This window comes from Kitasatospora sp. NPDC051984 (assembly GCF_044593455.1).
In the GTDB taxonomy this organism is placed as follows: Bacteria; Actinomycetota; Actinomycetes; order Streptomycetales; family Streptomycetaceae; genus Kitasatospora.
The window spans coordinates 12,322-35,538 of the sequence record NZ_JBIUCB010000020.1 but is presented as its reverse complement, the minus strand read 5'-3'; the positions used below and the strand labels follow the sequence as shown (position 1 = coordinate 35,538).

At 73.6% G+C, this 23,217-nt stretch carries 22 protein-coding genes; 6 read left to right on the top strand and 16 right to left on the bottom strand.

Translation table 11 applies throughout. The features are described from left to right. Positions 1-109 precede the first annotated feature (109 nt). Both ACIHEI_RS29155 and ACIHEI_RS29150 read right to left on the bottom strand, forming a co-directional pair. A complete protein-coding gene (locus ACIHEI_RS29155) occupies positions 110-379 on the bottom strand; it encodes a hypothetical protein (protein ID WP_396608823.1) in 270 nt (89 codons plus the stop codon). Between the two features lie 488 nt (positions 380-867). Then, positions 868-1,440 (bottom strand): TetR/AcrR family transcriptional regulator, encoded by a 573-nt coding sequence (locus ACIHEI_RS29150; protein ID WP_396608765.1) that lies wholly within the window; start codon positions 1,438-1,440, stop codon positions 868-870. A 122-nt stretch (positions 1,441-1,562) separates the two neighbouring features. Between ACIHEI_RS29150 and ACIHEI_RS29145 the strand changes: the two genes are divergently transcribed. Beyond that, positions 1,563-1,970 carry a DUF4267 domain-containing protein gene (locus tag ACIHEI_RS29145; RefSeq protein ID WP_387648583.1) on the top strand — a complete coding sequence of 136 codons (408 nt, stop codon included), beginning with the start codon at positions 1,563-1,565 and terminating at the stop codon, positions 1,968-1,970. Positions 1,971-1,977: 7 nt separating this feature from the next. Here ACIHEI_RS29145 and ACIHEI_RS29140 read toward each other — a convergent pair whose 3' ends face one another. From ACIHEI_RS29140 to ACIHEI_RS29115, 6 genes are all read right to left on the bottom strand, one after another. Further along, complete coding sequence (locus ACIHEI_RS29140) at positions 1,978-3,084, bottom strand: PLP-dependent cysteine synthase family protein (protein ID WP_396608764.1); 1,107 nt, start codon at positions 3,082-3,084, stop codon at positions 1,978-1,980. 152 nt (positions 3,085-3,236) lie between these two features. Then, positions 3,237-5,801 carry an FtsX-like permease family protein gene (locus ACIHEI_RS29135; protein ID WP_396608763.1) on the bottom strand — a complete coding sequence of 855 codons (2,565 nt, stop codon included), beginning with the start codon at positions 5,799-5,801 and terminating at the stop codon, positions 3,237-3,239. Then, positions 5,798-6,565 carry an ABC transporter ATP-binding protein gene (locus ACIHEI_RS29130; protein WP_396608762.1) on the bottom strand — a complete coding sequence of 256 codons (768 nt, stop codon included), beginning with the start codon at positions 6,563-6,565 and terminating at the stop codon, positions 5,798-5,800. The genes ACIHEI_RS29135 and ACIHEI_RS29130 overlap by 4 nt, the downstream gene beginning before the upstream one ends. Beyond that, positions 6,562-6,837, bottom strand: a complete 276-nt coding sequence (locus ACIHEI_RS29125; RefSeq protein WP_396608761.1) for an SHOCT domain-containing protein — start codon at positions 6,835-6,837, stop codon at positions 6,562-6,564. The genes ACIHEI_RS29130 and ACIHEI_RS29125 overlap by 4 nt, the downstream gene beginning before the upstream one ends. Before the next feature lie 113 nt (positions 6,838-6,950). Continuing rightward, positions 6,951-7,613 carry a response regulator gene (locus ACIHEI_RS29120; protein ID WP_387648595.1) on the bottom strand — a complete coding sequence of 221 codons (663 nt, stop codon included), beginning with the start codon at positions 7,611-7,613 and terminating at the stop codon, positions 6,951-6,953. Beyond that, on the bottom strand, positions 7,610-8,803 hold the full coding sequence (locus tag ACIHEI_RS29115) for a sensor histidine kinase (RefSeq protein ID WP_387867534.1): 1,194 nt from the start codon (positions 8,801-8,803) through the stop codon (positions 7,610-7,612). Before ACIHEI_RS29115 ends, ACIHEI_RS29120 begins: the two co-directional genes overlap by 4 nt. A 150-nt stretch (positions 8,804-8,953) precedes the next feature. Between ACIHEI_RS29115 and ACIHEI_RS29110 the strand changes: the two genes are divergently transcribed. Further along, on the top strand, positions 8,954-9,859 hold the full coding sequence (locus ACIHEI_RS29110; protein WP_396608760.1) for a UTP--glucose-1-phosphate uridylyltransferase: 906 nt from the start codon (positions 8,954-8,956) through the stop codon (positions 9,857-9,859). 23 nt (positions 9,860-9,882) lie between these two features. Here the strand turns inward: ACIHEI_RS29110 and ACIHEI_RS29105 are convergent, their stop codons facing one another. Continuing rightward, complete coding sequence (locus ACIHEI_RS29105; RefSeq protein ID WP_396608759.1) at positions 9,883-10,749, bottom strand: PhzF family phenazine biosynthesis protein; 867 nt, start codon at positions 10,747-10,749, stop codon at positions 9,883-9,885. 169 nt (positions 10,750-10,918) lie between these two features. Here ACIHEI_RS29105 and ACIHEI_RS29100 point away from each other — a divergent pair, with 169 nt between their 5' ends. Then, entirely contained in the window at positions 10,919-11,647 is a 729-nt protein-coding gene (locus tag ACIHEI_RS29100) for a polyprenol monophosphomannose synthase (protein WP_387648604.1), read from the top strand. A 72-nt stretch (positions 11,648-11,719) separates the two neighbouring features. Here ACIHEI_RS29100 and ACIHEI_RS29095 read toward each other — a convergent pair whose 3' ends face one another. Further along, on the bottom strand, positions 11,720-12,928 hold the full coding sequence (locus tag ACIHEI_RS29095; protein WP_396608758.1) for an ROK family protein: 1,209 nt from the start codon (positions 12,926-12,928) through the stop codon (positions 11,720-11,722). 56 nt (positions 12,929-12,984) lie between these two features. Here ACIHEI_RS29095 and ACIHEI_RS29090 point away from each other — a divergent pair, with 56 nt between their 5' ends. After that, the gene (locus tag ACIHEI_RS29090; RefSeq protein WP_396608757.1) at positions 12,985-14,199 is read left to right on the top strand and encodes an MFS transporter; all 1,215 of its coding nucleotides are present in this window, start codon (positions 12,985-12,987) and stop codon (positions 14,197-14,199) included. A 12-nt stretch (positions 14,200-14,211) separates the two neighbouring features. On the opposite strand, the gene ACIHEI_RS29085 is transcribed toward ACIHEI_RS29090, so the two are convergent. Further along, the gene (locus tag ACIHEI_RS29085; RefSeq protein WP_396608756.1) at positions 14,212-15,603 is read right to left on the bottom strand and encodes a sporulation protein; all 1,392 of its coding nucleotides are present in this window, start codon (positions 15,601-15,603) and stop codon (positions 14,212-14,214) included. A 218-nt stretch (positions 15,604-15,821) separates the two neighbouring features. Here ACIHEI_RS29085 and ACIHEI_RS29080 point away from each other — a divergent pair, with 218 nt between their 5' ends. Continuing rightward, positions 15,822-17,135, top strand: coding sequence for a UDP-glucose dehydrogenase family protein (locus ACIHEI_RS29080; RefSeq protein WP_396608755.1), 1,314 nt, complete (start codon positions 15,822-15,824; stop codon positions 17,133-17,135). Here the strand turns inward: ACIHEI_RS29080 and ACIHEI_RS29075 are convergent. The 4 genes from ACIHEI_RS29075 to ACIHEI_RS29060 all read right to left on the bottom strand — a co-directional run bounded on the left by ACIHEI_RS29075 (position 17,056) and on the right by ACIHEI_RS29060 (position 20,441). Then, the gene (locus ACIHEI_RS29075; protein ID WP_396608754.1) at positions 17,056-17,742 is read right to left on the bottom strand and encodes a hypothetical protein; all 687 of its coding nucleotides are present in this window, start codon (positions 17,740-17,742) and stop codon (positions 17,056-17,058) included. The genes ACIHEI_RS29080 and ACIHEI_RS29075 overlap by 80 nt on opposite strands. Before the next feature lie 32 nt (positions 17,743-17,774). After that, complete coding sequence (locus ACIHEI_RS29070; protein ID WP_396608753.1) at positions 17,775-18,422, bottom strand: HAD family hydrolase; 648 nt, start codon at positions 18,420-18,422, stop codon at positions 17,775-17,777. A 364-nt stretch (positions 18,423-18,786) separates the two neighbouring features. Further along, positions 18,787-19,554, bottom strand: a complete 768-nt coding sequence (locus ACIHEI_RS29065; protein ID WP_387867554.1) for an acyltransferase — start codon at positions 19,552-19,554, stop codon at positions 18,787-18,789. Between the two features lie 122 nt (positions 19,555-19,676). Continuing rightward, complete coding sequence (locus tag ACIHEI_RS29060; protein ID WP_387867557.1) at positions 19,677-20,441, bottom strand: enoyl-CoA hydratase family protein; 765 nt, start codon at positions 20,439-20,441, stop codon at positions 19,677-19,679. A gap of 277 nt (positions 20,442-20,718) precedes the next feature. Between ACIHEI_RS29060 and ACIHEI_RS29055 the strand changes: the two genes are divergently transcribed. Beyond that, positions 20,719-21,852 (top strand): glycoside hydrolase family 19 protein, encoded by a 1,134-nt coding sequence (locus ACIHEI_RS29055; protein WP_396608822.1) that lies wholly within the window; start codon positions 20,719-20,721, stop codon positions 21,850-21,852. A gap of 69 nt (positions 21,853-21,921) precedes the next feature. On the opposite strand, the gene ACIHEI_RS29050 is transcribed toward ACIHEI_RS29055, so the two are convergent. Next, on the bottom strand, positions 21,922-23,181 hold the full coding sequence (locus ACIHEI_RS29050) for an MFS transporter (RefSeq protein WP_396608752.1): 1,260 nt from the start codon (positions 23,179-23,181) through the stop codon (positions 21,922-21,924). Positions 23,182-23,217 lie beyond the last annotated feature (36 nt).

Sequence of the window (23,217 nt, the reverse complement as noted above, 5' to 3'; positions counted from 1 at the left end):
CCTCCCACAGGTCCGCCATCGGATCTACCTATTCCGCTGAAGCCGCGCCGAGACTCGTCCCCGGTCAGCCGGCAGCCATCCTCGGGGTTCCCGCGCCAGGACGCGACGCTCAGGCATCAGGTATGTCCGGCTTCGCCGCAGTGAGCATCGCCCCGGGGATGACGACCAGGCGTTCGCCCTCGCCGACCTGGACGCCTTCGGGCAGGCGGCCCCGGTAGGACTCGGTCGCGTCCGCTCCTATGACGGCGACGTCGCCGTTGGCGAGTTGCCAGATGTCCGGGCATTCGTCGCGGCCGTCGGAGGATCCCAGCTCTGCGGCCGACTTTCCAAGCCGCCTGGCGAACGGTGCGGACAGGTCAACGTGCCATGCGTTGCTCATGCTTGCCTCTTCCGCCGACGCAACAGTGGCCCACCACCGTAGTCCTGCCGGTCCGTCATGCCTACGGCCCGGGAAGCAGCCGTTCGTGCCCGCGCCCGTCAGCAGGGTGGCGAGGGCGGTGGCGGCGATGCCGAGGGTGGCGTCGGCGAGGCGGATGAACTCGGGGGCCTCGAGGTGGCGGCGGATGCCGCGGGAGAGGAGGCCGGTGATGGCGCCGGCGGCGGTCAGGAGGGCGAAGCAGAGGGGGGTGAAGAGGAGGAGGGTGGCTCGGCTGCCGGGGTCGAGGTGGGTGGCGCAGCCCATCCAGTTGTGGGCGATGGTGCGGACGGTGACCACCGTGGTGGCGGCGGCGAGGGCCGTGCCCAGGGTGGCGGTGGCGGGGCGTCCCAGCAGGTTCACGGTGTGTCTCCTTCGCGGGGCCGCGCCCGTCGCGCCCGCCCGCCAGGACGGACGGGCTGCACGGTGGGGCGGTTGCACCCGGCGGAAGGTCAGAAGACGGCGGTGAAGGCGGCCATCCGGCTGTCGTCGAGTTCGGGGCGGAGTCGGCCGCCGCGGGCGAGGGTGGCCATGCCGTGGAGGGTGGACCAGGCGAGTTCGGTGTAGCCGGCGGGGTCGAGGCCGGCGGCGGTGGCGCTTGCGGTGGCGGGGTCGGCGATGGCGGCGAAGGCTTCGCGCAGGGCGGCGGGGGCGTCGGGGGTGCCGAAGGGCAGGGGGTTGGCCATGGTGAAGATGGCGTCGTAGAGCGCGGGGTTGGCGGCGGCGAACGCCAGGTACGCGTGGGCGACGGCGGCGAACGCGGCCCGCGGGTCGTCGGATTCGGCGGCTGCGGCGCGGAGTTGGACGGCGAGTTCGGCGCAGCCCTCGACGGCGACGGCGGCGACGATCGCGTCCTTGCCGGCGAAGTGGCTGTACAGGACGGGCTGGCTGTATTCGATGCGTTCGGCGAGGCGGCGGGTGGTGACGGCGTCCCAGCCTTCGGTTTCGGCGAGTTCGCGGGCGGCCCGGACGATCAGCTGTTCGCGTTCGGCGCGTTCGCGCGCCCTGCGTTCCTTGATAGCCATGCCCGAAATCCTAGCAGCGCTAGACAACCGACGGACCGCCGGTCTAGCGTTGTTCACATCGCTAGCGCTGCTAACAGGCAGGCAGCGCAGCCCACTTCACGAGCAAGCCAGGGGGAACCACCATGTCCGCAACCACCATCAGCACGAGGGTCCACGTCGCCACCGTCGGCACGGTGCTGCTCGGCCTGTTCCCGCTCTGGTTCGGCCTCAGCTACATCCTCGCCCCGGAGTCCACCGCCCCGAGCTTCGGCCTCCCGGCGTGGCCGCACGGCGACGCGGCGATGTTCCTGATCACCAAGGGCATCCGCGACGTGGTCTCCGGCCTCGTCCCGCTGGCGCTGCTGCTGCTCGGGCAGCGCCGCGCCTCGGGCTGGGCGATGCTGGTCACGGCGCTCGTCCCGATCGGCGACGCGACCACCATCCTGACCCACCACGGCAGCGCCCTGACCGCGTTCACGATCCACTTCGCGACGGCCGCGGTCATGATCGCCGTCGCCGCCCTGGTCCTGACCGAGCGCAAGACCAAGTGACGAACCCTCAGCCGTCCACCCAGTCGCCGCCCGCGAGGAACGCCTCCAGGGCGGCGCGGTGCGGCCCGGGGTCGATGCGTTCGGCGGCGAGCCACTGGGCGGAGTAGTACTTGTCGAGGTAGCGGTCGCCCGGGTCGCAGATCAGGGTGACGACGCTGCCGGTGCGGCCGTCGGCCCGCATCTCGGCGACGATTTTGAGCGCGCTGTACAGGCCGGTGCCGGTGGAGGCGCCGGCCTTCTTGCCGAGGACGGCCTCCAGCAGGTGGATGGCGGCGACGGACGCGGCGTCGGGGACGCGCATCATCCGGTCGATCGCGCCGGGCACGAAGGACGGTTCCATCCGGGGGCGGCCGATGCCCTCGATCCGGGAGGAGGTGGAGACGGTGGCGTCGGGGTCGCGGTGCACCCAGCCGTCGAAGAAGCAGGAGTTCTCCGGGTCGGCGACGCAGATCCGGGTGTCGTACTGCATGTAGTGCACGTACCGGGCGATGGTGGCGGAGGTGCCGCCGGTGCCGGCGGTGGCGACGATCCAGGCGGGTTCGGGGTGCGGTTCCATCCGGAGCTGGGCGAAGACGGATTCGGCGATGTTGTTGTTGCCGCGCCAGTCGGTGGCCCGCTCGGCGTAGGTGAACTGGTCGATGTAGTGGCCGCCGGTCTCGGCGGCGAGGCCGGCGGCGGCCTCGTACACCTCGCAGGCGTTGTCGACCAGGTGGCAGCGGCCGCCGTGGAACTCGATCAGTTCGATCTTGGCGCGGCTGGTGGAGCGGGCCATCACGGCGATGAACGGGACGCCGATCAGCTGCGCGAAGTACGCCTCGGAGACGGCGGTGGAACCGCTGGACGCCTCGATGACGGGCTTGCCGGGGCGGATCCAGCCGTTGCACAGGGCGTACAGGAACAGCGAGCGGGCGAGGCGGTGCTTGAGGCTGCCGGTGGGGTGGGTGGACTCGTCCTTCAGGTACAGGTCGATGCCCCACTCGGCGGGCAGCGGGAAGCGCAGCAGGTGGGTGTCGGCGGAGCGGTTGGCGTCGGCCTGGACGCGGCGGACCGCCTCCTTCAGCCAGGCCCGGTACTCGGGGTCGGACCGGTCCACATCCAGAGTGGGAACACTCATCGCGGTCATCGCACTCTCCTCGCATCCGCCGGATACCCACTTACTGTAACAGGCAACTACGATAAGTGACGATTACGGCGGCCCCAGCTTCCACTTATGGGGAAACCGGGGCCGCCGCGTACGAAACGATCAACTCCGAAGCCGGCGACGGGTCATGAGGCGGCCACCGCCCCCAGAATGTCCAACCGGGCGGCCCGGGCGGCGGGCCGCAGTCCGGCCAGCGCCCCGGCCGCCAGGCCGACCAGCGCGACGATCGCGAGCCGCCCGGCGGGCAGCGCGAACGAGCCGGTGCCCGCGCTGTCCGCGGCCCGGGTGAGCGCCCAGCCGAGCAGCGCGCCCAGCGCCAGCCCGCCGGCCGTGCCGAACGCGGCGACCAGCACCGACTCCCAGCGCACCATGGCCCGCAGCTGGGCCCGGGTCTGGCCGACGGCCCTCAGCAGGCCGAGTTCGCGGATGCGTTCGTGGACGGCGAGGGTGAGCGTGTTGGCGATGCCGAGCAGGGCGATCAGCACGGCGAGCGCGAGCAGGGCGTAGACCACGGAGAGCATCATGTCGACGCCGGACGCGGAGCTCGCGGCGTACTCGGCGCGGGTCTGCACCTGCGGGTTGCCGTAGGAGTCGGCCACCCGGGCGATCGCGGCCTTTCCGGCGTCCAGGCTCACGCCGGGCCTCAGGGCGACGGCGACCAGGCTGTCGGAGTCCTGGACGCGGTGCGGCTGCCAGGCCGCGCGGCTGATCAGGTAGTCGCCGGTGACGCCCCCGCCGCGGTACAGGGCGCGGACGGTGAAGGTGGCGGGGCCGTCGGCGAACCGCATCGGGACGACGGTGCCGAGCTGCCAGCCGCGGGCGGCGGCCTCGGTGCGGGAGACGGCGAGGCCGTCGGTGCCGAGGTCGGCGAGCGAGCCGTCGATCCGTCCGAGGTCGGTGACCTGCGTCAGCTGGCCGGGGTCGGCGACGTCCAACTGCTTGCCGTGGCCGTCGACTTGGGCGACTCCCCGGCCGAGGCCGGCGGCCGCGCGGACCTCCGGCAGGGCGGCCAGCGCCGGCGCCAGCTTCGGGGAGACGCCGCTGCCGCCGGCCCCGGCGGCGGGGGCGGTGACGGCGAGATCGCCGGCGAAGGACCGGGAGACGGTGTCGTCCAGGGTGGCCTGCACGGAGGCGCCGAACACCGTGAACAGGGTGACCACGGCGACGCCGACCATCAGCGCGCTGGCGGTGGCGGCGGTCCGCTTGGGGTTGCGGGCGGCGTTGCGGCGGGCCAGCGCGCCGGTGACGCCCCGCAGCCGGGCCAGCGGCGCGCCGAGCACCCGGACGGCGAACGCGGCGGCAACAGGGCCGAGCACCACGGTGCCCAGCAGCAGGGCGAGCGCGCCGCCGACGGTCAGCGCCAGCGACGGCCCGCGGGTCGCGCCGAGGATCAGCGCGGGCAGTCCGCCGGCCACCAGCAGCGCACCGACAACCACACGCACCAGGGCACTTCGTCCGGTGGCGGCCTCGTCCACGGCGGTGTCGCGCAGCGCGGCGAGCGGGGCGGTGCGGGCGGCCCGCAGGGCGGGGGCGAGTGCGGAGCCGGCCGCGACCAGGGTGCCGACCAGCAGCGGCAGGAGGATGGTGGCGGCCTTGATGACGGTGCCGCCGGTGGGCAGGGTGAAGCCGATCGCCGCGAACAGCGCCTTGAGGCCGGCGGCGACGCCGAAGCCGCCGAGCAGGCCGAGCGCGGAGGCCAGCAGTCCGATCGCGAGCGCTTCGCCGAGGGTGGTGCCGAGCACCTGTCGGCGGCTCGCGCCGAGGGCGCGCAGCAGGGCGTTCTCGCGGGTGCGCTGGGCGGTGACGATGGCGAAGGTGTTGTGGATGGTGAAGGTGGCGACCAGCAGGGCGATGCCGGCGAACACCAGCAGCAGGGTGGTGAACAGTCCGAGGAAGCGTCCGGAGACGTCCGCCGTTGACTGCGCGGTGGCGTCCGCGCCGGTCAGCGCCTCGACGCCGCCGGGCAGCAACGGCCTTACGCGGTCCACCAGTTGGCGCTGGCCCAGGCTCTCCGACCGGAGCCGGATGCTGGAGACCTGGCCGCTGCCCTTGGGTGTCAGGTGGGCCTGGGCGTCGGCGAGGGTGAGGGCGGTGAAGGTGCTGGGGCCCATGCCGTCGGCGTCGGCGCCGAAGGTGGCGATGCCGACCACGGTGATCCGCACCGGGTCGGGGGTGCGCAGCACGGTGGTGTCGCCGACGTGCAGGTGGCCGGTCTTGGCGGCGCCCCGGTTGATCACGGCTTCGCCGGGGGCGGCGGGGGCGCGGCCTTCGGCGAGCCGGTAGGGGTTGAGTTTCGGGTCGGTGATCCAGTTGCCGGCCCAGGTGGGCGGGCCCTGGCCGCCGATCGGTTTGCCGTCCGCGCCGATGAGCTGGCCGGCGCCCTGGACGGACCCTTCGGCGGCGCTCACCCCGGACACGGCGCGCAGCTTGGCCGTCAGCGAGTCGTCGAGGGGGGCGCGGACGCCGCCGGGGACGCCGGTGGCGTCGAGCGAGTCGGCGCTGCGGACGACGGCGTCGGTGCCGGCGTTGGCGTCGGCGAACAGGGTGCCGAAGTTGGCGCGCAGGGTGTCGCCGAGGACCATCGTGCCGGTCAGGAAGGCGACGCCGAGGACGATCGACAGCACGGTGCCGACCAGCCGGCGGCGGTGGGCGAGCAGTGAGCGCGCCCCGATCCGGACGCTCGCGTTCACCGGGCGCCCGCCTCGGCCCGGCGGCCGTCGAAGGCCTTCATCCGGTCCAGGACCCGTTCGGCGCTGGGCTGTTGCATGGTGTCGACGAGGCGTCCGTCGGCGAGGAACAGCACGGTGTCGGCGTACGCGGCGGCGGCCGGGTCGTGGGTGACCATCACCACCGACTGGTGCATGGTGTCGACGGCGGAGCGCAGCAGGCCGAGGACTTCGCCGCCGCTGCGGGAGTCCAGGTTGCCGGTGGGCTCGTCGGCGAACACCACCTGCGGGCGTCCGGCGAGGGCCCGGGCGACGGCGACGCGCTGCTGCTGGCCGCCGGAGAGCTGGCTGGGGCGGTGGTGCAGGCGGTCGCCGAGGCCGACCACCTCGATCAGGGTGTCCAGCCAGTCGGGGTCGGGCGCGGTGGCGCCGAGGTCGAGCGGCAGGGTGATGTTCTCCCGCACGGTCAGGGTCGGCACCAGGTTGAACGCCTGGAAGACGAAGCCGATCCGTTCCCGGCGCAGCAGTGTCAGTTCCCGGTCGCCGAGCGCGGACAGTTCGGTGTCGCCGAGCCAGGCGCGGCCGCCGCTGAGCGTGTCGAGGCCGGCCGCGCAGTGCATCAGGGTGGATTTGCCGGAGCCGGAGGGGCCCATCACGGCGGTGAACCGGGCGGCGGCGAACTCGACGCTCACCCCGTCCAGGGCCCGCACCCGGGTCTCCCCCGCGCCGTACTCCTTCACGGCCTGCTCGACCCGGGCGGCGGCGCTCATCGCTTCACCCCCGCTCATCGCTTCACCCCCGGCGCGTCCTGGCCCTCGGTCAGGACGGCGCGGCGCTCCCGGTACTCCTCGGCGTCGATCTCGCCCTGTGCGTAGCGCCGTCCGAGCACCGCGAGCGGGGCGTGCTCGAAGGAGCTGCCGCCCCACCAGCTGCGGCGCCGCCACACCACCCGGCGCAGCACCAGCACCACGAGCACCACGACCAGCAGCCAGAAGAACGGGAACACCAGCACCCACGGCCCGGGCCAGTGCCCGTATCCATCGGCCAGCAGTCCGACCATCGGAACTCACCTCCTGGAGAGCGGGCCGGGATCCCGGCCACCCCTCCACCGTCCCGCCGCGGCCACCCCCGCCGCGTCCCCCACCGGGCGGCACCCCCGCTACTCCCGGGGGACTACCCCAGCCAGCCGGGCCGGACCAGGCCCGATTCGTAGGCGGCGACCACGAGTTGGGCGCGGTCGCGGACGCCGAGTTTGACCATGGTGCGGCTGACGTGGGTCTTCGCGGTGAGCGGGCTGACCACCAGGCGGCGGGCGATGTCCTCGTTGGTGAGGCCGAGTCCGACCAGGGCGAGCACTTCGCGTTCGCGTTCGGTGAGGACGTCCAGGCGGGCGGTGGACGGTTCCTTGGATCGGGCGGCGAACTCGCCGATCAGGCGGCGGGTGACGCCCGGGGAGAGCAGCGCGTCGCCGGACGCGGCGACCCGGACGGCGCGCAGCAGTTCGCCGGGTTCGGTGTCCTTGACCAGGAAGCCCGCGGCGCCGGCCCGCAGCGCCTCGAAGACGTACTCGTCGAGTTCGAAGGTGGTCAGCACAACCACCCGCACGGCCGCCAGTTCGGGGTCGGCGCAGATCCGGCGGGTCGCGGCGAGGCCGTCCAGCCGGGGCATCCGGATGTCCATCAGGACGACGTCGGGGCGCAGTTCGGCGGCCCGGGCGACGGCCTGTTCGCCGTCGTCGGCCTCGCCGACCACCTCGAGGTCGTCCTGGGCGTCCAGCAGGGCCCGGAATCCGGCCCGGACCAGCCGCTGGTCGTCGGCGAGCAGCACCTTGATCACGCTTCGACTCCGTTCGTGACGAGCGGCAGCCGGGCCCGGACCTGCCAGCCGCCGGTGCCGTGCGGGCCGGCGTCCACGGTGCCGCCGAACGCGGCGGCGCGTTCGCGCATGCCGATCAGGCCGGTGCCGCTGCCGCCCGCGTCGCCGCCGCCGGGCGGTCCGGGGTCGGTGACGGTCAGCTCCAACCCGTCCGGCTTCCAGGAGAGTTGAACATCAGCGGTGCGGGCGGTGGAGTGCCGCAGCACGTTGGTCAGCGCCTCCTGGACGATCCGGAACGCGGCGAGCCCGAGCCCCGCGCCGAGCGGGCCGGCCCGGCCCTCGGTGCGGACGGTGACGGCGAGGCCCGCGTGGCCGGCCTGCGCGACCAGTTCGTCCAGCCGTTCCAGGCCGGGGGCGGGGGTGCGCGGCGCGGCGGCCCCGGGGGTGCGCAGGGTGCCGAGCACCTGGCGGACTTCGCCGAGTGCCTCCTTGCTGGTCGCCTTGATGGTGGTGAGCGCGTCCCGGGCCTGCTCGGGGCGGGCGTCCAGCAGCTCCAGGGCGACGCCCGCCTGGAGGTGGATCAGCGAGATCGAGTGCGCCAGGATGTCGTGCAACTCCCGTGCCATCCGCAGCCGTTCCTCGTCGCTGCGGCGCGCCCGGGCCTCCTCCTCGGCGGCCCGCACGGCGGCGATCTGCTCGCGCCGGAACCGGGCCAGTTCGGCGCCGACGAAGACCAGCAGCAGCCAGGCGGTGACGCCGAGCTCCTGCCATCCCACCGCCTCGCGGGCCGGCGCCCGCAGCCAGGACGCCGGTACGACGTAGCTCAGCAGCAGGTGCAGCAGGTAGAACGCGCCGGCGCTCAGCCAGGCGGCCCGTCGCCGGCCGCGCTGCACGGCCGAGAAGAACGCCACCACCAGCGCCACGAAGGCCGGCCCGTACGGGTATCCGGCCCACAGGTAGGCCGCGGTCACGGCCGCCACGGCGGCGACGGTGAACGCCGGGTAGCGCGCCCGCAGCACCAGCAGCGCCGGGCCGAGCGCCAGCAGCAGGTATCCCCAGGCGTCCAGCGGCAGCCGCGCGCTCTGATGCCGGGCGGCGACCGTCGTCCCGGCCACCTGGACCACCGTCACCACGACGGCGGCCGCCACCGGCCATCCCGCCTTGCCGGCCCGCACCCAGACGGGCACCCACGGCTGCCGAACTTCTCCCATACCGGAAGGCTAGCGGCGCCTCCGGCCTGCACCATCGGCCCCACGGAGCAGACACACCTACTCCCGCCGCAGTACGGGGCCGTCACCCAGCGCGACGGCGTTGGTACGGTCGGTGCCGTCCGCGACCGCACAGGAACGAGAAGAGGCCCCATGCGTGCCACCCTCCGCCGAGCCGTCATCCCCGCGGCCGGCCTCGGCTCCCGGCTGCTCCCGCTCACCAAGGCCACCCCGAAGGAGATGCTGCCGGTCGGCGACCGGCCGGTGATCGAGCACACGGTGCGGGAGTTGATCGACTCCGGCATCACCGACATCACCATCGTGGTGTCCGGCGACAAGTCGCTGATCCAGGACCACTTCCGCCCCAACCCGTCGCTGGTCGCCCAGCTGCGCGCGGCCGGCAAGGACGCCTACGCCGACGCGGTGGAGGACGTCGCGGACCTGTCCCGGCGCGGCCACATCACCTACCTGTTCCAGCACGGCCCGTACGGCAACGGCACCCCGGTGCTGAACGCGGCCCGCGACTTCGGCGACGAGCCGTTCCTGGTGCTGTGGCCGGACGACGTGTTCGTGTCCCCGGTGCCGCGCGCCCGGCAGTTGATGGCCGCGCACGAGAGGACCAGCGCCCCGGTGCTCGCGCTGATGCCGATGGACCCGGCCGAGTCGCACCGCTACGGCGTCCCGGTGGTCAAGGAGGACCTGGGCGACGGCGCGCTGCGGATCACCGGCCTGGTGGAGAAGCCCGACCCGGCCGTCGCCCCGTCGCACTACGCGGCGATCGGCGGCTACGTGCTGACGCCCGGCGTGGTGGACGAACTGCGCGAGCAGCACCGGCGGTTCCGGGCCGACCCGGTCGGCGAGCTGTACCTCACCGACGCGCTGAACGCGTACGCGTCCCGCCGCGCCGTGTACGGCCAGGTCATCGAGGGCCGCTGGTACGACACCGGCAACCCGCACGCCTATCTGCTCGCCCAGTTCGCGCACGCCCTCGCGCACCCGGACTACGGCCCGCCGCTGCTCGACCTGGCCCGCACCCACCTCGGCCCCGACGCCGGCTGAACCACCGCCGGGGCGAGGGACTTTCAGGGGATGCGCACCGCCCGGCCGGTGACCCGCACCCGGGTGTCCTCGGCGGCCAGTTCGACGGTCAGCAGGCCGGGCCGGCCGAGGTCCTCACCCTGGTGCAGCGTCAGCCGGGCGGCGCCCAACTGCCGCAGGTGGCGCAGGTAGGCGCCGAACGCGGCGGCGGCCGCGCCGGTCGCCGGGTCCTCCACGATGCCGCCGACCGGGAACGGGTCGCGGACGTGGAAGGTGGTGGCGTCCTGCTCCCAGACCAGCTGAAGGGTCACCAGGTCCAGGCGCCGCATCAGCGCGGCCAGCGCGTCGAAGTCGTAGTCGAGGTCGGCCAGCCGGGCCCTGGTCGCGGCGGCCAGCACCAGGTGCCGGGCGCCGGCGTACGCGATCATCGGCGGCAGCTTCTCGTCCAGCTCCTCGGCCTGCCAGCCGAGCGCGTCGAGCGCCTCCAGGACGTCCTCCGGGGCGGCCTCCTCGACGTACGGCGGAACACTCGTCAACGTCGCCGTGAACTCTCCCGACCCGGTGCGCGCCACCTCGACCGGCACCGGACCGGCCTTGGTCTCGAACAACAGCTCGCCGGGGCCGATCCGTTCACCCAGCGCCACCGCCGCGGCAATGGTGGCGTGCCCGCAGAACGGCACCTCCGTCAGCGGGCTGAAGTAGCGCACGGTGCGGGTGCGCGGCTGGTCGGGCACCTCGGTGAGGAACGCCGTCTCGGAGTAGCCGAGTTCGGCGGCGAGGGCCAGTTGCCGCTCGTCGCTCAGCGCGGAGGCGTCCAGCACCACACCGGCGGGGTTGCCGCCGGCGGGGTCGGCGGTGAAGGCGGCGTAGCGCAGCGGCTCGGCGGGATCGGCCTGGGTGTTGTCGCTCATGCCCCGTGAACGGGCGGGCGGGCGCACCGATTCCCGGAGGCGGTCACCGTGCGCGAATCCCGTGCGGCTCCCGGGCGCTGGCCGGAGCGGCCCCCCGGAACGTACGTGCGGGGATCAACGCTAGACTGCCGCATCCGGCTCTCATAACCGTATCGAGGATAGAAGAAACATGGCTGAGGCCCACCCGAAGGTTGTTGTGGTTGTTCCGACGTACAACGAGCGGGAGAACCTCCCGATCCTGGTAGGTCGGTTGGGCGAGCTCGGCATGCCGAACCTGCACGTTCTGGTAGTGGACGACAATTCCCCCGACGGCACGGGCGACGTCGCGGACAAGCTGGGCGCCGAGTCGGGCGGCACGCTCACCGTGCTGCACCGCACCGACAAGGACGGCCTGGGCCGGGCCTACATCGCGGGCATGACGCAGGCGCTGGAGAACGGCGCCGACATCGTGATCCAGATGGACGCCGACCTGTCGCACCCGCACACCGCGATCCCCGCGATGGTGGAGAAGCTCACCACCACCGACGCCTCCGTCGTGCTGGGCTCGCGCTACGTCCCCGGCGGCTCCACCGCGTCCGAGTGGCCGTGGCACCGCAAGGCGCTGTCCGCCTGGGCGAACTTCTACGTCAACGCGATCCTGCGGCTGAAGGTCAAGGACGCCACCGCGGGCTTCAAGGCCTGGGAGGCGCAGGCGCTGCGCAAGGTCGACCTGCAGTCCGTGCGTTCCAACGGCTACTCGTTCCAGGTCGAGATGAACTACCGCGTGGTCCAGCGCGGCATGCGCATCGCCGAGGTGCCGATCCGCTTCGAGGAGCGGGTCGAGGGCATGTCGAAGATGAGCCTGGGCGTGCAGCTGGAATCGGCCGTCGCCCCTTGGAAGCTCCGCTTCGGCAAGTGACGTCCCAGTAGTGCGCCGGACGGCGCGGGTTGACTTTCCGTCAGCCCGCGCCGTTCGCGTTTCCGGATGCCTTCAGGGGGTTGCCACGGCCTGCGGGTCCTCCAGGTAGGGCTCCCAGGCGAGTTCGGCGGCCCCGACCAGCCCGGCGTGCACGACCTGCGCGGGGACGATCGGCACCCGTCCGCTGCGCCCCCACAGGCAGCGTTCGGCGACCACGGTGGCGAGCCGGTCGGGGGCGGCCGCCAGCAGCTCCTGGTGCAGGCCGCTGAGCACGATCCGGTCGGGGTTGAGGATGTTGACCAGCCCGGCCAGGCCCAGGCCGAGGCGCTCCACCAGGTGGTCGACGGCGTCGGCGGCCTCCGGGTCGTGGGCCAGTTCGCGGGCCTGCGCGAGCAGCGGCCTGCCCGGGTCGGGGCGGCGCTTGGCGGCGGCGAACAGCGCGTCGGTGTCGGTCTCGGCGTTCAGGCAGCCGCGGTTGCCGCACGGGCAGGGCCGGCCGAGCGGGTCGACGGTGAGGTGGCCGACCTCCAGGGCGAGGCCCGAACTGCCGGTGTGCAGGCGGCCGTCGAGGACCAGCGCGCCGCCGACGCCGCGATGCCCGGAGGTGACCAGCAGCAGGTGCCGGGCGCCCTGGCCGGCGCCGTGCCGGTGTTCGGCGAGCGCGGCCAGGTTGGCGTCATTGGCGACGGCGGTCGGGAGCGCGGTACGGGCGCGCGGCCCGAGGTCCGCGCCGGCCACCTGTTCGGCGAACAGCTCGGCGACGGGGGTGCCGGACGGCCAGTCGAAGTGCAGCGCGGCCAGCGCGGTGCCGTCGGGCTCGGTGACGGGGTTGGGCAGCGCGAGGGCGAAGCCGAGCACCCGGCGGCGGCTGCCCCGGGCGAGCCGCGCGCCCGCCTCGGCGGCCGCGCCGAGCAGACGGGCGGGCGAGGTGTCGGCGGGCAGCGGCAGGTGGACGGTCTCCAGCAGCCGGCCGCCGAGGCCCGCGAGCGCGGCGGAGACGCCGTCGGCGTGCAGCTGGGCGGCGAGCACGGCGGGGCCGGGGTCGGCGATCGCGAGCCGGTGCGAGGGGCGGCCTCGGCCGCCGCCGGCCGGGCGGGAGTCGACGCTGATCAGGCCGAGCGCCTCGAGTTCGGCGGTGACCGCGCCGGCGGTGGCGCGGGTGACGTCGAGGGCGCCGGTGAGCGCGGAGCGGGTGGGGGCCTGGCCGGTGTGGATCAGGCGCAGCGCCGGGCCGAGCAGGGTACGGCCGCGGTCGGGGGCGGTGCGGCGCGGGGTGCTCACGGCGGGGCTCCGGTTCGGGCTTGAAGGTGTGTGCGGCACTCCCCTATTCTGACTTTGTGCCGCTACTGAACAAAACAGAAGCCCGCTCCTCCTCCGTTGGCTCTCCGTCCGGCCGCAGCTCGACCTGGTCGGCGACACGCCTCGCCCTCACCGCCTTCTTCGCCGTCGACGGCTTCCTGTTCGCCGCCTGGGTGGTCCGCATCCCCGACATCCGCGCCCAGGTCTCCGCCACCCACAGCGCACTGGGCCTCGCCCTGCTCTGCATCTCGGCCGGCGCGGTCGCCACCATGGCCCTGGTCGGCCGGCTCTGCCTGCGCTTCGGCTCCCGCCCCGTCACCGTCGCCTCCCTCGGCGTCCTCTCCCTCGCCGTCGCCCTGCCCGCGCACACCCACTCGGTGCTCGCCCTCGGCGCCGTCCTGCTGCTGTTCGGCGCCGGATACGGCGCCGCCAACGTGGCGATGAACAGCGCCGCCGTCGACCTGGTCACCGAACTCCGACGGCCCGTCATGCCGAGCTTCCACGCCGGCTACAGCCTCGGCGGACTGCTCGGCGCCGGCGTCGGCGGCCTGCTCGCCGGCTCCGTGAGCACCGCCTGGTCGCTCGCCCTGGCCGGCGCCCTCGGCCTGGCCGTCACCGCCATCGCCGGCACCGCCCTGCTCCGCGCCCCGGCCGCCCGCCCGCGCCCCGCCTCCGCCCCTTCCGCCTCCCCCTCCCGTCAGCTCGGCCGTGCCCGCCTGCTCGTCCTGCTCCTCGGCCTCACCGCCCTGTGCGACGCGTACGGCGAGGGCGCACTCGCCGACTGGGCCACCCTCCACCTCACCGACGACGTCCACGCGAGTGCCGCCCTGGCCGCCGCCGGTTACGCGGCCTTCGCCTTCGCCATGACGGCGGGCCGCCTCTCCGGCACCTGGCTCACCGAACGCCTCGGCCCCACCCGGGTCGTCCTCTTCGGCGGCCTCGCCGCCGGCGCGGGCATGACCACCGCCGCCCTCGCCCCGTCCGTCCCCGCCGCCCTGGCCGGCTTCGTCCTGGTCGGCCTCGGCCTGGCCAACATCTTCCCCCTCGCCATCGCCCGGGCCGGCGCCGCGGCCGGCCCCCAGGGCGTCGCCACCGCCTCCACCCTCGGCTACGCCGGCATGCTCCTCGGCCCCCCGGTCATCGGCTTCCTCGCCGACGCCACCTCCCTCCCCCTCGCCCTCCTCACCGTCGCCACCACCTCCGCCGTCGCCGGCCTCCTCTCCCTCACCACCCGTCACCACCGCACCCCCTGACGGCCCGACACTTCAGGCCGCCACCCCCAGTTCGGAGCGGCTCCGCCGCAGAAAGTCCCTGACAGCGGGCTCCCGCTGCCAGGGGCCGAGGGCGGCGTCGAACTCGCGGACGTAGTCCAGGGCCCGGGCGGATCGCACCGCGCCGAGGACGTCGACGGCGCGGTGGCCGAGGGCGAGGCCCTGGTCGACGTCCCCGGCCTGGAGGTGCGCGGTCCCGACGATCGCCAGGCGCATGCCGACGGAGCGGGTGAACGTCCCGGTCGGCATGGCGGCGGCCCGGTCGTTCCAGGCCAGCGCGGCCCGGGGGTTGCGCAGGTCCCGGAACACTTCCACGGCTTCGGCCGAGAGCCGGGCGTGCTGGTAGAAGTCGATCCAGTCGGGCTCCTCGGCACCGTCGCGCGCCCGGTCGAGCAGGTTCTCGGACGCGGCCAGGGCGGCCGAGGCGGCCTTGGCGTCGTTCTCGCGGGCGTGGGCCCTGGCCTCGATCAGCTTGGTGAACGCCAGCACCCTGGGGGCGGCCGTGCCCTTGGCCCGCTGGTAGGCGCCCTGGGTCATGTCGATGGCCTCGCCGGCGAAGCCCCGCAGCAGGGTCTGCATCGCCATCGTGGTGAGGACGTAGCAGCCGAGCTGGACGTCACCGCCGGCCCGGGCCAGGCGGAGGGCCTGGATGAAGTGCCGCTGGGCCGCGTCGTGCTGCCCGGTGTCGAACGCGGTCCAGCCGGCCAGCCGTGACAACTCGGCCGTCACCGCGAACAGTTGACGGCCGACCTGGTCATCGAACGAGCCGTTCAGCAGCGGGACGGCCCGTTCCCGCAGGCAGGCGGTGACGGAGTTGGCCTTCCAACTCCCGCCGCCGTACCGGGAGTCCCACCGTCGGGCGTCGGCGGCGGCCTCCCGCAGTTCCGCGAGGTCGGCGACCCCGACCCGGCCGCGGCCGCGGTGCGCCGCGTCCTCGTCGGCGGGGGTGACCAGCCAGCGGGTGACCGGGGTGGTGAACGCGGAGACGGCGAAGCCCGTTCCGGTGAGGAAGTCACGGCGGTTCACGGAACTCCAGAACAGGACGGCGGCGCGGACGGCCTCGGCGGGCTCTCGCCGGAAATCCAACCCCGCCGAGGCGTCCGGTGTCTGCGCCCCCGCCATGCCGATCTCCGCCAACTCCACGGGCCGGCCGAGCCGTTCGCCGATCGCCTGGGCCAGCAGCCTGGGCACCGGCCAGTCGGGGACCATTCCGCGACGGCACCAGTTCGCGACCGAGGTGTGCGTGTAGCTGGTGCTCATCCCGGCCTCGAGAGCGAGTTGGTTCACCCGGTGGGCCAGCGACTTGTTGCTGGCCCCCGCGCACTCGCCGATCATCCGGGCCAGCGCGTCGTTGGGCGGCTTGGCCCGGCGGCTGGTCGACGCCACGGCACATCCCCTTCGTCCAGTGCGGCTCGGCGCGGACCTCGCACCTGGCCAAGTACGGGAGTTCGTACACCCGGTACCCGACGCCGGATCCACCGAGGGTAGTTCCGTCCCGCTCACGGTGGGCCGCTTCCGCGAGTTGTGAGCCCCCTTGCGAGCCCTCCCCGAACCCGCCGCCACCGCGCTTGCCTGGTGTCCCGCCCTCCCGGAAGGACACCTCCATGAAGCTCACCGTGATCGGCTGCGGCCACCTCGGCGCGACCCACGCGGCCGCACTGGCCGAACTCGGCCACCAGGTCCTCGGCATGGACACCGACCCCGCCAAGGTCGCCGCCCTGAACCAGGGCCGGGCCCCGTTCGTCGAACCCGGCCTGAACGACCTGCTCGCCAAACACACCGCCGCCGGCAACCTCCGCTTCACCACCTCCTGCACCGAGGCCGCCGCCTTCGCCGACCTCCACTTCCTGGACGTCGGCACCCCGCAGCAGACCGGCAGCAGCGCCTACGACCTCACCCAACTCCGCACCGCCGTCCGCCACCTGGCCCCCCTGCTCGACGACGGCGCACTGATCATCGGCCGGTCCACCGTCCCCGTCGGCACCGCCACCCAGCTCCGGCACCTCCTGGACGAGCACCTCCGCGACGGGGTCCGGGTCCGCCTGGCCTGGTCACCGGAGTTCCTGCGCGAATCCCTCGCCGTCCAGGACACCCTCCGGCCGGACCGCATCGTCCTCGGCCTCGAGGACGGCGACACCACCGGCGAAGCCCGCTTCCGCGCCGTCCACGCCGACATCCTGGCCACCGGAACGCCACTTGTCGTCACCGACCTGCCCACCGCCGAACTGATCAAAGGCGCCGCCAACGCCTTCCTCGCCACCAAGATCTCCTTCATCAACCTGATGGCAGAACTCTGCGAACACACCGGCGCCGACGTCCGCCACCTGGCCCACGCCCTCGGCCACGACCCCCGGATCGGCACCGCGGGCATGCGCCCCGGCCTCGGCTACGGCGGCGGCTGCCTACCCAAGGACCTCGCCGGATTCACCCACCGCGCCGAAGAACTCGGCACCGACACCGGCCTGCTCCGCGAGGTCGCCTCCATCAACCAGCGCCGCCGCGAACGCACCGTCGCACTCGCCCACGAACTCCTCGGCGGCGACGTGACCGGCCGACGGATCGCCATCTGGGGCGCCGCCTTCAAACCCGGCACCGACGACACCCGCGACTCCCCCGCCCTCGCCGTCGCCGACACCCTCCAGCGAGCCGGCGCCGAAATCACCATCCACGACCCGGCCGCCCTCGAGAACGCCCGCCGCGCCCACCCCCAACTCACCTACGCCGAAAGCCCGATCCGCGCCCTCACCGACGCCGACCTGCTGCTCCACCTGACCGACTGGCCCCAGTACGCCGCCCAGGACCCGTCCGCCCTCGCCCGGCACGTTGCGGCGCCCGTGGTCATCGACGCCCGCGGCACCCTCGACGCGAACCGCTGGCGGACGGCCGGCTGGTCCTTCCACGCCCTCGGCCGCCGCTGAACACCTCCGCGACACAGCCGGCACGGTGGGCATCGAGCCAACGCCGCCCGGCCGCGCCCGCTGCACGCCAGTCGCTCCAGCGGCCCCCGGACACGGCCGCCAGCAGGGCGAAGACCTCGCCGACCCGGTCGACCGCGACGGCCAGGGCGCACAGCCGGTCCACCAGCGCCGGATCCGGGACGTCTTCGGCGGCCGTGGCGTGCAGGGCCCGCACCAGTGCGACGGTGGCCGCGAGGCGTTCGGGGCCGGACAGTTCACCGGCGAGCAGCCCGTCGAGCGCGTCCGCGAGGAGGACGGCGATGCTCAGCAGGGGGCGCAGTGCGGCGGCGTCCGGGGCGGGCATCCGGTCCAGGCAGCGCTGCCGCCGGCCGGCGTCGAGGCGGGCCAGGGTACTCAGTGCGGCCCACTGCTCCGGCAGCCGCAGCCCCAGCCGGGTCTCCGCCTCCACCACCTCGGCCTCCGTCAACGCGGAGAAGCCGGTCCGCCACACCTCACCGTCGCCCGGCCGCAGGGCGGCCCATCGCGCGAACAGTTCACGTATCCGGGCCAGCCGCCGGTCGATCCGCTCGTCGTCCAGCGGCTGCCGGGACACGGGCTCAGCAGTCATCACAGGGTCCTTCGCCGTCAGAGCCTCTCGTATCAACAGGCCGCGGCGGCGAGGCCCAGCAGTTCCGAGATCCGTGCGAGGGTGTCCGGTCGGCCGTCGGCCAGCACGGTGGCGATGCCCAGCTCCTGCGCCGGCGCCAGGTTCGCCGGGTGGTCGTCGACGAAGAGGCAGGCTTCGGCGGGCAGGCCCATCCGGTCGAGCACCAGCCGGTAGATGGCGGGGTCGGGTTTGGCGAGGCCTTCGAGTTCGGAGATCACGGTCACGTCGAACAAGTCCCGGACCCCGCACGCCGCGTAGGGGTCGAACGGGTCGAGGCCGAAGCTGTTGGACAGCATCGCCACGGTGCGGCCGGCCTCCCGGGCCGCCGCAGCCAGTTCGATCATCTCGGTGGCCGGCGAGACACGTTCCCAGGCCCGGCCCATGAGGTTCTCGTGCTCGGTGAGTCCCAGGATCGGTGCGGTCAGCCGGTTCCACTCGGACTGGCTCAGCCGGCCGACCTCGAGTTCGGCGTACAGCTCCTTCACCACCGGGTGGGTGGTGAGCGTCCGGCGCCAGGCGTCCGCGTCCAGCCCCTGGCTCAGGCTCCACCGGCGGAGCATCGGCGCCGGGTCGGGTGTCAGCACGCCCACGAAGTCCAGGATCAGGCCTCGGTATGCCGCTGGGGCACCGGTGTCGGGCATGGCCGTCCTTCCGCTCGAAGCCACCCGTCACCGTACTGGGCCCGCACCTGCGGGAGAAGTGGACAGGCGGCCCGCACGCCCCCACGCGCACGGACCGCCGTCCCGTCAAATGGGCCCCGGTCAGGGCTTTGTGGAGCCGCGTGACGCTCTGCAGCGCGCCCTTCGGGTCGAGCTTCACCACGTACTGGTTGCCGTGGCAGCGACCCAAGATCCACGAGGGAGCATCCTGCCCCACTCGACAGCACTCACCACACCGATCCGGCCCTGCCGGTCGCCGGTGTTGTCCACCTGTGACAGTCGTTGCAGCCCGTGCCACCCACCGGGGTCATCTCCAGGCCCCGGCCCGCCCGTTCACATCCGACGGTTACGCCTCGGGGGCGGCGCTCTCGCCGGGCAGGCGGAGGTCCCAGCCGACCAGGGCGCGGAGCTGTTCGGCGGTGACGCCGTCGGGGACGGGGCGGGGGGCCTCGTGGCGGATGGGGGGCTGCCAGCCGGCTTCCGGGTCCCAGGTGCGGACCTGGCGGGCGGGGGCGCCGGCCACCACCGCGAAGTCGGGGACCTCGCCGGAGACCACGGAGTTGGCGGCGACCACCACGTTGCGGCCGAGCCGGGCGCCGGGCAGGATCACCGCGCCGGTGCCGATCCAGGAGCCGGCGCCGATCGAGACGGGCTCGTTGCGCGGCCACTGCTTGCCGATCGGCAGTTCGGTGTCGCGGTACTCGTGCGCCTGGTCGGTGATGTAGACGTTCGGGCCGGTCCACACGTCGTCACCGAGCACGATCTGCTGGTGCCCGACGATGTGGCTGCCGCGGCCGATCACGCAGCCGCCGCCGATCCGGACGATCGGCTCGGGGCCGAGGTCGAGCCCGGGCAGGAAGCCGGCCGAGATGGTGACGCGTTCGCCGATGATGGAGAACGGGCCGATGGTGATCCACTGTTCGTTGAACACCGTGCCGAGCGGGAACGCCAGCTTGGTGCCGTCACCGAGCTCCCCGAACCGGTACGGCCCGGGGTTGCGGTTGCTGACGGCGCCGGCGTCCTGCACCCAGCGCCAGCCGCGGTGCACCGCGCGCCCGGCCGCCCGGCGCGACCTCTCGCGGACGGACCCCAGCAGCGCGCGGACGATCGACATGCGCTCACCGTATCGGCCGGTGGCGGCCCGCGACGGGCAACGGGACCAAACTCACACCGGCCGGTAACTTGCGCCGAAAATCCAGCTCGGCGCACCCGGCCGACTCAGCCCGGCCAGAAGGCTCAGCGCACCCAGCGCGCCGGCCGCTTCTCCAGGAACGCCCGCATGCCCTCCTGCGCCTCCTCGGAGCCGAACAGCCGCGCGGACTGGGCGACCAGCTCCTCGGTGTGCCGCTCGAAGGACTCCCGGACGGCGGCGTTGGCAAGGTACTTGGACTCCGCGAGGCCCTGCGGCGAGCACAGCCGCAGCGCGTCCAGGATGGTCTTCAGCGCGGCGCCGGTGTCGTCGGCGGCCTCGGTGACCAGGCCGATCCTGGCGGCCTCGGCGGCGTCGAAGGTCTCGCCGGTGAGGTAGTAGCGGGCGGCGGCGCGCGGCTCCAGCTTGGGGCGCAGCGGCAGCGAGATGACGGCGGGGGCGAGGCCGAGGCGGGCCTCGGTGAAGGCGAAGGTGCAGTCGGGTCCGGCGACGGCGAGGTCGCAGGCGCCGACCAGGCCGAGTCCGCCGGCCCGGACGTGGCCGTCGAGGCGGGCGATGACGGGCTTGGGGCAGTCGACGATGGCGCGTTGCAGGGCGACCAGGCCGCGCGGTCCGACGGTGGGGTCGTCGCCGGTGGCCTCGGAGAGGTCGGCGCCGGCGCAGAACACCCGCCCGGTGTGGCCGAGGACGACGGCGCGGACGTCGGGGTCGGCGGCGGCGTCGGCGAGGCCCTGGGTGAGTTCGGCCATCAGCCGGGTGGAGAGCGCGTTGCGGTTGTGCGGGGAGTCGAGTTCGAGGGTGGCGACGGCGTCGGCGGTGCTGCGGCGCAGGAGGGGCGCTTCGCTGGTCATCTGGGCTGGTCTGCCTTCCGGCTGAGGGTGGGTCGGACGGTATCCGCCTGCACCCTGGCACGACAGCGCCCCCGCTGGCCAGTATCCGGTGCGTACACACCCTCAACTCTCTTAAGGTCTAGACCTATTGACTGTTAACCGTCAACCTGGGTTGAGTGCTCGGCACACCGCTCGTTCCCCCCACAAGGAGTGGCCGATGTCCCCCATCCGAATCACCCGAACCACCCGAACCACCCGACCCGTCCCCCACCGCCGCCCGCGCAACACCCGCGGCCGGATCGCCGCCCTGCTGACCGGCGCCCTGGCCGCCACCGGACTCGCCGTCATGGTGCCCGCCTCCTCCACCGCGGCCACCGCCTGCGCCACCCCGTACGCGGCCTCGCAGGTGTACACCGGTGGCATGACCGCCTCGTACAACGGCCACAACTGGAACGCCAAGTGGTGGACCCAGGGCGAGACCCCGAGCACCGCCGGCGGCGGCGTCTGGGCCGACCAGGGCGCCTGCGGCACCGGCGGCGGCACCACGCCGAGCCCGAGCCCGAGCCAGACCGGCGGCACCGCGAGCCCCAGCCCGAACCCCACCGGCACGGTCTGCGCCTTCCAGATCTGGGTCGCGGGCACCCAGTACACCACCGGCACGGTGGTCAAGTACGTGCCCAACGGCCAGTTCTACGTCGCCACCCACGACAACCCGGGCTACGACCCGACGATCTCCACCTGGTACTGGAGCCCGTCCAACTGCGCCACCGACACGCCGTCCCCGAGCCCGACCACGACGACGCCCAACCCGGGCGGGTTCGTGGTCTCCGAGGCCCAGTTCAACCAGATGTTCCCGAGCCGGAACCCGTTCTACACGTACAGCGGGCTGGTCGCGGCGCTGAGCGCCTACCCGGCGTTCGCGGGCACCGGCTCCGACACCGTGAAGAAGCAGGAGGCGGCGGCCTTCCTCGCCAACATCAGCCACGAGACCGGCGGGCTGGTGTACGTCGTCGAGCAGAACACCGCCAACTACCCGCACTACTGCGACACCACCCAGCCCTACGGCTGCCCGGCCGGCCAGGCCGCCTACTACGGACGCGGGCCGATCCAGCTGAGCTGGAACTTCAACTACAAGGCGGCGGGCGACGCGCTCGGCATCGACCTGCTGAACAACCCGAACCTGGTGCAGACCGACGCGGCCGTCGCCTGGAAGACCGGCATCTGGTACTGGATGACGCAGAACGGCCCGGGCACCATGACCGCGCACAACGCCATGGTCAACGGCAAGGGCTTCGGCGAGACCATCCGCTCCATCAACGGCTCGCTGGAGTGCAACGGCGGCAACCCCGCGCAGGTGCAGAGCCGGATCAACGCCTACACCAGCTTCTCCGCCATCCTCGGCGTCCCGACCGGCTCCAACCTGAGCTGCTAGGACGACGAACGGCGCGGGTGACGGTCCTCGACGAACCGTCACCCGCGCCGCTGCGGCCCCGACAAGAACTCAGCGCCGCCGCACCACCAGCGTCATCCCGAAGCCCGCCGCGGCGAACAGCGCGCCCAGCAGCAGCCAGCCGACCGTCCCGTTGGCGATCACCACTGAGGTGATCAGCACCGGGCCGAACATCATCGCGCCCGACATGCCGGTGTTGAACACGCCCTGGTAGGCGCCCTGCGAGTGCTCCTTCGCCAGGTCGTAGCCCAGCGCCCACGCACCGGCCTGGCTGTACACCTCGCCGAGCGCCTGGAGTCCGACGCCGGCCGAGATCACCAGCGCCGCCACCCAGCCGGGCAGGCCCGCGGCCAGCGCCAGTACCGCGCAGGAGCCGGCCACCAGCAGCGCGCCGCGCCGGAAGACCCGGGCGGCCGCGCCGATCTCCTCGGTGCCCCGGGTGGCCCGCACCTGAAGGGCGATCACCAGCACGGTGTTGACCAGCAGCGCGCCGGCCGCCATCCAGCGCGGCGCGTCGGTCTCCCGCACCACCCACAGCGGCACGCCGACCTCGATCATCACGAACTGCAGGGTGATCACCGCGTTCAGGCCGGTCGCCGCCAGGTAGCGCCCGTCCCGCAGCACCGCCAGCATCCCGCCCTCGGCCTTCGCCTGCGCGGCCTGCTCGGCGCTGCGCCGCGGGCCGGGCACCATCAGCAGGTACATCACCGCGATCACGCCGTACGTCACGCCGTCGAACAGCAACGCCGTCAAGTACGCGCCCCGGCTGTCGAGTTGGAGCACCGCGGCGGCGGCGACGGTGCCCAGCCCGATGCCGATGTTGGTGACCGAACGCAGGTACGCCCGGCCCGCCACCCGGCCGTCCTGCGGCAGCACCTCGGCGAACAGCGCGCCGCGCACCGCCATGCCGCCCCGGTCGGTGGCGGCCACCAGGCAGGCCAGCACCGCGAACACCGCCAGGTCGTGCACCAGCACGTACCCGACCGAGCACACCCCCTGCGCCACCAGCAGCACCACCAGCACCGGCTTGGGCCCGAACCGGTCGGACAGCCAGCCCGCCGGCATGCCCGCCGCCAGCCCGAACGCCCCGGCGACGGTCAGCACCACGCCGACCTGCGCGACCCCGAACCCGAGGATGCGGGTGAAGAACAGCACCGACAGGGTCATCGACAGGCCGTTGCCGGCCGTGTTGATCAGGGTGATCACGGACAGCCGGCGCAGCACCGGGTCCTGGGGCAGCAGCCGGGCGAACCGGCTGGGGGCATGGCTGGGCAACGCGGCCTCGTCGGCCGCGACTTCAGTGGCGGTCATGATCCGATCAGACCGGGTACGGAGCGCTCGTGGTAT

What these genes read in the sequence shown, in the direction of transcription:
- ACIHEI_RS29155 (WP_396608823.1), bottom strand. Translation starts at nt 379, where the DNA reads ATGAGCAACGCATGGCACGTTGACCTGTCCGCACCGTTCGCCAGGCGG.
- ACIHEI_RS29150 (WP_396608765.1), bottom strand. Translation starts at nt 1,440, where the DNA reads ATGGCTATCAAGGAACGCAGGGCGCGCGAACGCGCCGAACGCGAACAG.
- ACIHEI_RS29145 (WP_387648583.1), top strand. Translation starts at nt 1,563, where the DNA reads ATGTCCGCAACCACCATCAGCACGAGGGTCCACGTCGCCACCGTCGGC.
- ACIHEI_RS29140 (WP_396608764.1), bottom strand. Translation starts at nt 3,084, where the DNA reads ATGAGTGTTCCCACTCTGGATGTGGACCGGTCCGACCCCGAGTACCGG.
- ACIHEI_RS29130 (WP_396608762.1), bottom strand. Translation starts at nt 6,565, where the DNA reads ATGAGCGGGGGTGAAGCGATGAGCGCCGCCGCCCGGGTCGAGCAGGCC.
- ACIHEI_RS29125 (WP_396608761.1), bottom strand. Translation starts at nt 6,837, where the DNA reads ATGGTCGGACTGCTGGCCGATGGATACGGGCACTGGCCCGGGCCGTGG.
- ACIHEI_RS29115 (WP_387867534.1), bottom strand. Translation starts at nt 8,803, where the DNA reads ATGGGAGAAGTTCGGCAGCCGTGGGTGCCCGTCTGGGTGCGGGCCGGC.
- ACIHEI_RS29110 (WP_396608760.1), top strand. Translation starts at nt 8,954, where the DNA reads ATGCGTGCCACCCTCCGCCGAGCCGTCATCCCCGCGGCCGGCCTCGGC.
- ACIHEI_RS29105 (WP_396608759.1), bottom strand. Translation starts at nt 10,749, where the DNA reads ATGAGCGACAACACCCAGGCCGATCCCGCCGAGCCGCTGCGCTACGCC.
- ACIHEI_RS29100 (WP_387648604.1), top strand. Translation starts at nt 10,919, where the DNA reads ATGGCTGAGGCCCACCCGAAGGTTGTTGTGGTTGTTCCGACGTACAAC.
- ACIHEI_RS29080 (WP_396608755.1), top strand. Translation starts at nt 15,822, where the DNA reads ATGAAGCTCACCGTGATCGGCTGCGGCCACCTCGGCGCGACCCACGCG.
- ACIHEI_RS29075 (WP_396608754.1), bottom strand. Translation starts at nt 17,742, where the DNA reads ATGACTGCTGAGCCCGTGTCCCGGCAGCCGCTGGACGACGAGCGGATC.
- ACIHEI_RS29070 (WP_396608753.1), bottom strand. Translation starts at nt 18,422, where the DNA reads ATGCCCGACACCGGTGCCCCAGCGGCATACCGAGGCCTGATCCTGGAC.
- ACIHEI_RS29065 (WP_387867554.1), bottom strand. Translation starts at nt 19,554, where the DNA reads ATGTCGATCGTCCGCGCGCTGCTGGGGTCCGTCCGCGAGAGGTCGCGC.
- ACIHEI_RS29060 (WP_387867557.1), bottom strand. Translation starts at nt 20,441, where the DNA reads ATGACCAGCGAAGCGCCCCTCCTGCGCCGCAGCACCGCCGACGCCGTC.
- ACIHEI_RS29050 (WP_396608752.1), bottom strand. Translation starts at nt 23,181, where the DNA reads ATGACCGCCACTGAAGTCGCGGCCGACGAGGCCGCGTTGCCCAGCCAT.